This is a genomic window from Neolewinella antarctica (genome assembly GCF_011927835.1).
In the GTDB taxonomy this organism is placed as follows: domain Bacteria; phylum Bacteroidota; class Bacteroidia; order Chitinophagales; family Saprospiraceae; genus Neolewinella; species Neolewinella antarctica.
Genome location: NZ_JAATJH010000015.1, coordinates 1 through 8,918, shown reverse-complemented (window position 1 = coordinate 8,918; position 8,918 = coordinate 1). Strand labels below are relative to the sequence as shown.

The 8,918-nt window shown below is 37.3% G+C and carries 6 protein-coding genes; all 6 read right to left on the bottom strand.

Translation table 11 applies throughout. The annotated features are described in order from the left end of the window. Positions 1–216 precede the first annotated feature (216 nt). Positions 217–1,932, bottom strand: coding sequence for an AAA family ATPase (locus GGR27_RS19640; protein WP_168040606.1), 1,716 nt, complete (start codon positions 1,930–1,932; stop codon positions 217–219). Positions 1,933–3,782: 1,850 nt separating this feature from the next. Continuing rightward, on the bottom strand, positions 3,783–4,211 hold the full coding sequence (locus tag GGR27_RS19635) for an MlaD family protein (RefSeq protein ID WP_168040604.1): 429 nt from the start codon (positions 4,209–4,211) through the stop codon (positions 3,783–3,785). Positions 4,212–5,003: 792 nt separating this feature from the next. Next, positions 5,004–5,414, bottom strand: coding sequence for a putative toxin-antitoxin system toxin component, PIN family (locus GGR27_RS19630; RefSeq protein ID WP_168040602.1), 411 nt, complete (start codon positions 5,412–5,414; stop codon positions 5,004–5,006). 2 nt (positions 5,415–5,416) lie between these two features. Continuing rightward, positions 5,417–5,635, bottom strand: coding sequence for a hypothetical protein (locus tag GGR27_RS19625; protein ID WP_168040600.1), 219 nt, complete (start codon positions 5,633–5,635; stop codon positions 5,417–5,419). A gap of 282 nt (positions 5,636–5,917) precedes the next feature. Next, the gene (locus tag GGR27_RS19620) at positions 5,918–7,123 is read right to left on the bottom strand and encodes a DDE-type integrase/transposase/recombinase (protein ID WP_168040598.1); all 1,206 of its coding nucleotides are present in this window, start codon (positions 7,121–7,123) and stop codon (positions 5,918–5,920) included. Positions 7,124–7,554: 431 nt separating this feature from the next. After that, entirely contained in the window at positions 7,555–8,490 is a 936-nt protein-coding gene (locus GGR27_RS19615; protein ID WP_168040596.1) for a hypothetical protein, read from the bottom strand. Positions 8,491–8,918 lie beyond the last annotated feature (428 nt).

Below are 8,918 nucleotides of genomic sequence, written 5' to 3'. Positions count from 1 at the left end.
TGAGAGCGTTGGACCGACCACCGGACCAGCTCTTTTCTTCAACTTTTTGCGTAAAAGCGAAGCCACGCAAAAAGTTGAAGAAAAGAGCAGAACTAAAATCAGCATCTTCAAACCTTTATGGCGGCTTGTCGCTTGCTGCCCTGTTGGGCGAAGCTTTATTTAAATCTATTCGCTACTAAAATTTCAACATAGCGCCTACTGTGTTGGGAGAATTTTTTAAAGGGCTGAAAGTACCACACCTTTATGTGTTTTATATGAGTCTAAGTATTCACCAACTTCTACTCCGTGCTTTTCATTTAAATTTCTGTATATCTTTTGAAGGCTGTCTGTCCGACTATATTCTTCAATCCATCCTTCTTTATTGAATTTATAAGAAATAATATTTGCAGCACAAGGTAAATAACCAGAGTTACCATCAAAATCGATCATTTTAAAAGGTTCCCTTAGTTGAACTTTATAATTATGATAATTATTATCTATATCCTTTATAGTAAGATGAACAATTGATGAATTATCATTAGTTATCTTTTTCTTTGTAAGAATATTTACGCTTTTATATAGATTATATAGCGAAAAGATATTTTCGATCTCTTTTCTAAAAATAGGGCTGCTTTTATCATCGTGAGATAATGGGTTTAAAATAATCCTAGTGAAAACATCATATTTTTCAAGTTCTGAAATATCTACTTTAGCTGATTTTAAATATTTTTTAAAATTACTAAAGTCTGTTCGTGTTTTAGCATTCCTACTAATACTGCCATCTTGGTTTTCAGACCTTAATAGATTTTCGGGTAGCTTATCTTTGAAGATTTCTTCAAATGCTTTTCGTAAATAGTTTGCAGAGGCGGGATAATCGAAATGATCAAAATGGTAGTTTGCAAGGTCTATGTATGATTGCTCCTCTCTATCTAGAACTTCAGTACTCGGTTTGTCTCCTCTAGATCGAAAAACCTCTATAAATTTCCATTCAGTTTCACCTAATTGGTCCTTCATCAGACTATACCAACCACGATCATATGTTGTGATTATTTTCTGATATTCACCAAAATGTTCCTTCAGTATTTTTAGAAATGGTAGTCTGTTAATCAAATCCATACCAATGAAAACATCATCCATTAATAATAATTTCGGAACTTCGTCGGTATTTGGAGCTCTTTCCTCAGTTTTGTCTCTATTGTAATGTGAAATGACTGCTAAGTTAACACTTAGAGCTAGTGCAACAAGTCGAGCTTCGTTTAAGAAATTGCTGTAATCAGTGGTTATATGATTTCCGTCAATAGAAACAGAAATGTAAATTTCAGGAGTTTTGAAGGTCTTCCTTTGTTTAAACTCAATTTCTAAACCTTCATCAAAATATTTTAAAAACATATTGATCTCGTCACTTAATCCGATAATTATAGAATAAACTCCCTGCAGGAAATTAGCGGGAAGATCCTCATACTTTTTACGTGCATGAGTCTTTATCAAACTATTTGTTAAAGGATTACGCACATTAGGCAAAGCACTATTCACAAAATATCTGTATAGATTTAGTTTATTTTTTTGAACCTTGCTGAAGTAAATGGGCATCAAACTCTTATAATCTAATACTCCTTTAAAATTTCTTGCTAATTTTAATGAATCAGTATCTCCGGCATGACCAAAAGCATCAAAAACATAAGTGTTACCGTCGGTAAATTTAAGAGTAATCTCAACTATTGGTGTGCTATCAAATTCCTTTGCAGCAAAAATATTTATATGAGGAGATAATAGAGTGTGTGTTTTTCGTTTGTCGGTTGCTTCAAAGAATAAGTCAATGGATTTACATACTGAACTTTTACCTGCTCCATTCTCACCGTAGATAACTAAGGATTTACCTGACTTAGTAAAATCAACTTTTTGAGTTCCATAAACTGATCTAAAATTTGTAAGTGATAAATTTACTATTCTCATTTTATTTTATTTGTTTCGCCCAACGTTCGCAGCAACGCAGGCCGCCGTCTCAATGGAAACCAAGATACATCAACCTGCGGCAAGGTGGGCGGGCCATAAGCGAACATTCACAAAAACCGTGGCCGACGTAGGAGGACGGGGAGTTTTGTGAATTGAGAGCGTTGGACCGCCCACCGGACCAGCTCTTTCTTTCAACTTTTTGCGTAAAAGCGAAGCACGTAAAATGTTGAAAGAAAGAGGTGAATTAGAACCAAGATCCTCAACCCTTTATGGCGGCTTGTCGCTTGCTGCTGTGTTGTGTGCATTTAAGTTGTCCAAATTCTTCAACTAACTCAAGGACGAAGCTATATGTCCAGTAGTTTCAATTATTTGGGGATATATTTGACTACAGTAATGATAATTGGTATTGATGAGCGTTCACCAGACTATAGATCAACGTAGGGTACCAGGAATTTGGTAGCTAGAAATAAAGGTGAAGTATTCTTCGTATTATTCTATTTCAGTAACGAAAGACACTATTAAAGGTCCCAATAGTAATATTAGTAAATATTATTTGAAACAAGAATAATGCAGCGTTAAGTAGTACACGTTATAAATCAATTTATTATTGAATCGATAAGGTAGGTTTTTACTTTGACTTGATTCCAATTTAACAGATCAATAGTTTGATCGTAGATAACAATTTTTTTGGGTCCGGAAATTGTATTACCATCGTCACGAATTATTTTTTCCGTAAATACTAAATTCCATGATAAATCTTGCGACAGATCATTTTTATATACATAAAAACTTGGACAATACAATCCTGAACAAGAATCATGAAGTAGTGTAAAAATTTCATCCCCCTGTCTCACAGAACTTGCTGTATCAACAACTCCTGTCCAGATATTAGCGAAATTTCGAACTATGTCTTCCTTACTTTTGAAAGATCTAATTGAAGTCACTATCCTTAATTCACTATTACTCATTCTTTGGTTTACATTGCATGAAAATGAAAGGACGGCAATACATACGTAGAAGTATACTTTATACATGGTGTATTATTGTAAGCTAGCGAAAGTTCTTTTACTCTTCACCTAATTATCTGAATAACGAAATTATAGTTGAATCAAAATAAGAGTTGTTGACAGTTAAAGTTTGTATCGCGTAGCCATTTCTTTCAAAGGATAATTGAAAATCTGGGCAATTCGCTCCTTCTTGAAAATCGTCAAATCTATAAACTCCAACTGAATCGGTGAATATGAAGAAACTAGGGAATTCTGGATTATAGATTTTAACACTATCTATTGGAATTTGAGATTGACTATCAACAACAATACCTAAAGATGATAATTCACAATCACAACTAGATAATAAGATTACTGATAGAGAACTTACCAGTACTAAGACCTTCTGGTATTTCATTATTACTGAATTTGATTTTTTGTTGCACACAACGTTCGCAGCAACGCAGGCCGCCTCCTCAATAAAAACCAAGATACATCAACCTACGGCAAGGTGGGCGGGCCATAAGCGAACATTTAAAAAAACCTGGCGCTCTTCCGCGCTAGGAATTTTTTAAATTGAGAGCGTTGGACCGGCCACCGGACCAGCTCTTTTCTTCAACTTTTTGCGTAATAGCGAAGCCACGCAAAAAGCTGAAGAAAAGAGCGGAACTAAAACCATAATCCTCAACCCTTTATGGCGGCTTGTCGTTTGCTGCCGTGTTGCACGCATTTGATTTGTCAGAGTCCTACATAAAACTCTAGAAAAATTTTATAATAAAGAGTTTCAATAATCAAATACAAATATTCATTAATATAACTACGTCAATAAATTGATTGTATCCTGCCCTAATCGCATATCCTCAATTATCTCATAGAGTCAGCTTTTGGACCATCTCCTAAAGCTCTAAATAGTTCTTTAATCAACTTAATTGATACGGAATCGGACGTGGTCCTGACTACACCAGCATATTGGATTGTATCGCCACTAACAAAATAGTTGTTTTCTACCCCGCCATCAATTGATAACTCGTGCTTTCCAAATAAATCAATTTTCTTCATTGATACTACTGCATCGTTTGGAATTCTAATTTCGGGATCAACTCTTAAGGTGATCAGTACTGATCTATCGGGTTGGAGGTCAATGTTCTCTACAGACCCAATCTTGATTCCACTAGTTGATACATCCATCTTTGTTGATATTCCAACGGCTGTGACTGTTTTAAAATATAAAGTGCTAGAATTGTTACAACTAGCTAGAAATACTACAAACATTAGAGTCATAATCATTTTCATAAGTACGCTTATTTTTCAACCGCTTGCCTAAAAATACAAATAAAATATTAGCACTCAAGTCTTGACCTAAATTTATTTGCACACTTGACTACCCTTCTAGTCCAATATACCTAAATTACCACTAGGATTATTAAATAAAAACTACAAATGGTTATCAAGTTTTGCTAGGATAAAGACAAATTTAATTCTTGAGGATTTTTATTATTTACCGTAAAGAAGAGATAATTTCGTTGAATACTCAAAATACACTTCTCGTTTAGCATTTCATTCAATAAATGAGTATTATATCTAATTTCATATGGGTATCTAATCTCGCCTCATTTACTAAATTATATAGCTCTTTAATCAAATAATACTGGATCATAAATATCTATATTTTTTGTTGCGTGCAACGTTCGCAGCAACGCAGGCCGCCTTCTCAATCGATCTCAATATACATCAACCTGCGGCAAGGTGGGCGGGCCATAAGCGAACATTCACAAAAACCGCGGCCGACGCAGGAGGACGGGGAATTTTGTGAATTGAGAGCGTTGGACCGACCGCCGGACCAGCTCTTTTCTTCAACTTTTTGCGTAAAAGCGAAGCCACGCAAAAAGTTGAAGACAAGAGCGGAACTAGAACCATAATCCTCAACTCTTTAGGGCGGCTTGTCGTTTGCTGCCGTGTTAGCGGCATTTTATTTGTCTTTTTTGGGAGTGATTATCTCTTCAATTTTCTAGTGAAGTCTTCTATCGTTTTCAGGAGTAATTTATTCGACCTAGCTTGCACTCGTTGAGCTGGAAAGCCTGTTCATCACAACTCATCAAGAATTTCCAGGAATTCTTTAGATGAACAAATGTTTACTTTTGGAAATTCTATCCCTTTCAAAATTCTAAAGTGTCGGTCATTCGTGACTATATAGTCAGTGTTCCCTGCTATAGCGGCATCAACGAACTTGTCATCGTCTGGATCCTCTGTAATTAATAGCCAATTATAATAAGTTTCAATTTTATCAATATTCGTAAGTCGTGTTAATAAATCTCCAAGATTACTGGCAATTTCTTTGTTAGTTTTTTCGCCGATTATTTCCAAATATTCACTTAAAATTTCATTTGTTATGACCAAATGGTATTTGTCATTGAGCAACCCCTCAAATATAGGTCTATTTGTAGAACCTCGTTTAAGCGAAACAAGTAGAATATTTGTATCAATTACTACCCTCACATCTATTTGTTGTACGGTTTTCTCATATGTTCACCAGACCACTCATCTAGTTTAGAATCATCCCATCCATGTTCCTCAAATAATTTATCCATACCATCTGATACTTTTTGAGCAAAATAGTCTGTAAGCATTTTCTTGATTTCCAGAAGCTGAGAATCATCAATTTGATAGTTAAACGATCGAAGTAATTCTACTTGGAGGTTAGTTAGTGGCTTAGTCATTGATAATTATTCAGTTACATAAAAGTAACGATTTTTGTTTAAATTAAGTTGCATCACTATAATCGTCTAATTTACAGGTGTTTATGAGGTTAACCTATCACTATACCTATAGATATGAAAGGATAATTGTGACTAATTTTTTGTGTACACCACACACAGTGTAGACACTACTCAATAGACATGAGTTACACTTTTTATGATTAGGTAAATATAGTCTTCTTTTTTCGATCCCGCAGCCAGTGGAGCGTAGCGGAACTGGCTGCGGGATCGAAAAGGACCGCTTCATTTTCGCTTTCGGTTACCACGATCCCGGTAGCGGTGCGGAAGATCCCGGTCGGACTTCAAACGGTAGTAGTGCCCCTTGATAATGTCTTCTCCCTGCTGGAAGTAGCCCAGACATTCCTGCCGGTAGTAGATTTCGTACACACGGTTACCGAGCGGTAACACCCCCACGTACTTACCACTCAGTGCGCGACAAACCGTCACCCATTCGTGACTCTTCCAGCGGACCGCTCCGTTCAGGCACACCTTGCGGGTCTGCAGCTCACTGCCATAAACAGGATCTATTACTTTATCTACATACTCTGTTGCCGATCGACTATGGACATCGCAAGGAAAACGCATATCCAACGATTCATGGCCCCTAATTTCATTATAAACTGACTTGAAGCGATTCATCGATCGGTTCTGTACCCGTAGATTTATCGACGGTGGGTTGCAGCATTCTTTCTTCAGGTCTTTGTGCATTCGTTCGTGACGACCATTCTGACCAGGTGAGCCGGGATCGCTAAATACCGGCAAAATACCGTGATCCAGTAACCAGTACGATAAGGCCCCGAAGCCCCGCGGGCTCTGGATACTCGCAAACGCCGAACCATTATCACTGTGCAGGTGCTGGGGTTGACCCCACTGCTGAAACAAAGATCTTAATACCTGCTTCGTATCACGCCAGTTTTCACTGTACTGACCTTTCGCTGCAAACAGAAAACGAGAGAAGGAGTCGCACACCGTCAGCGGAGAACAATATCTCCCGTTTCCTAACCTAAATTTCCCCTTGTGGTCGATTGACCAGATTTCGTTCGACGTCGTCGGATCGAACCGGGGATGCTGGGCCACTACTTTGCGCTTCTTCTTTCTGGGCACGACCAAGCCTTCCCGAACTAAGATATTATGGATTGTCGTCAGACTGGGCAACCTTTCGACGTCGAACTCAAGGGTTAATCTTAAGTGGATTTTCTTAGCACCGAACTTACAGCGCTTCATAAATCCACGCCAGTACTTGATCCGTGCAACAATCTCGGGCGATGTTTCTCCCGGGCTAGATAGCGGACGCTTTGATTTATCCATAAATGCATCCTCCCCTTCCGCTTCGTAGCGTCTGACCAAACGGTACCCACTCTGACGACTTATCCCGTACGACTCACAAAGGCTACTGAAATAATATTCGTCGCTCAGATGATCGCGAATGAAGGAATTTTTCTGTTCCATAGCTAATATACTTTTAAATGCCATAATGGTTTTTACACCAAGATCGCTAATATTTAAAAGTGTAACCTATGTCCCTTGTGTAGTGTAACGTATGTGGGTGGGTTGTACCTTGTTTCGCCCAACGTTCGCAGCAACGCAGGCCGCCGTCTCAATCGAAACCAAGATACATCAATCTGCGGCAAGGTGGGCGGGCCATAAGCGAACATTCACAAAAACCGCGGCCGACGCAGGAGGACGGGGAATTTTGAGAATTGAGAGCGTTGGACCGACCGCCGGACCAGCTCTTTTCTTCAACTTTTTGCGTAAAAGCGAAGCCACGCAATAAGTTGAAGAAAAGAGCGGAAATAGAACCATAATCCTCAAATCTTTATGGCGGCTTGTCGCTTGCTGCCGTGTTCTGCGCATTTTATTTGATTTAACATATACGAATCTCAATAATAGCCATAATCTTTCAGCAATAGATAATTAGTATAAATCATGCTTATTGCATCAGCTGATAGAAGTTCGGATGTACTCACTTTATATTGCTTATATGAGCCCATATTTCCACAAGTAATAACGTATTGATTGTCACTTTTTAGCTTTCCTATCTTCCTCCTTTCGCTTTGAGATAATCTATTTTGATTCGACTTTTTTATATAATATTTTCTTTTTTTCTTGGTGCCTTTAAAGGTTTCCATTTGAACTATTTGAATATCTCCGATGATATCCAAATATATTAGAGCATCAGCTGCATATAGTTGTGTTTGTAAATTTGAATGGTTCAGCAGTCGGACTATGAAATCTCTTCGACCATGTTTAATCAAACCAACAATAGCTAATCTTTTCTTTGGTGGAAATCCAGCAGCTGAGTACTCGCATATCCAACCATATTCATCTCTGACGTTAAATCCTAATAAAGTAATATACGCTTGAATAACCTCGCTAGAATTTACTTTTAATTCTTCTTCTGTAAGCATCCATTCCAAATCTTGAAATTGTTTTTCAGATTTTACATATTCTATCCATACTTTCTTATTAAAATAGTTTGTCTTAAATAATTCATCGACATGAGATTTATACTCTAAAACTTTATCATTGAACAGTGTTAGACTAAAATTTTCCGTATACCCTTGTTTTGTATAGTTATACGTAGTGATTGATCCTTCTTCTTTCTTTCTTGCATAATATCCTCCTGTACTATCGCAGTATAACTTGAGTGCAGGCCAATTTAGATCCGATAAAACAGTTGCTCCATCAATTGATGATTGTACAGATTCAGTGTTTAGAAAGCTACCAAATATTGAATTTTGCGAATAGATTGCAGCCCCATTCAAAAATATCAATACTAACAATATTGTACACCTTAATTTCATAGTATTTTTCACGATTAACAGTTTTATCACAATTTCAATTTACTTAATCATTAGTAATTATCCAACAATTTGCATTTTGTACTATACTTAACATATCATAATTAAATATACTTGGTAACTAATCAGTTAATTCTTTTCAACGAGATGCCTTAAATGTATTTCGCTTCACTAATCAAAATACTACTTTCGATAGATTATACCTCATTTTTTTGTTGCGCAGAACGTTCGCAGCAACGCAGGCCGCCTTCTCAATGGATCTCAATATACATCAACCTGCGGCAAGGTGGGCGGACCATAAGCGAACATTTAAAAAAACCTGGCGCTCTTCGCGACAGGAGTTTTTTAAATTGAGAGCGTTGGACCGACCACCGGACCAGCTCTTTTCTTCAACTTTTTGCGTAAAAGCGAAGCCACGCAAAAAGTTGAAGAAAAGAGCAGAA

Bases quoted from the DNA above. Each gene is read 5' to 3' on its own strand.
- GGR27_RS19640 (WP_168040606.1), bottom strand. From the start codon at position 1,932: ATGAGAATAGTAAATTTATCACTTACAAATTTTAGATCAGTTTATGGA.
- GGR27_RS19625 (WP_168040600.1), bottom strand. From the start codon at position 5,635: ATGACTAAGCCACTAACTAACCTCCAAGTAGAATTACTTCGATCGTTT.
- GGR27_RS19620 (WP_168040598.1), bottom strand. From the start codon at position 7,123: ATGGAACAGAAAAATTCCTTCATTCGCGATCATCTGAGCGACGAATAT.
- GGR27_RS19635 (WP_168040604.1), bottom strand. From the start codon at position 4,211: ATGAAAATGATTATGACTCTAATGTTTGTAGTATTTCTAGCTAGTTGT.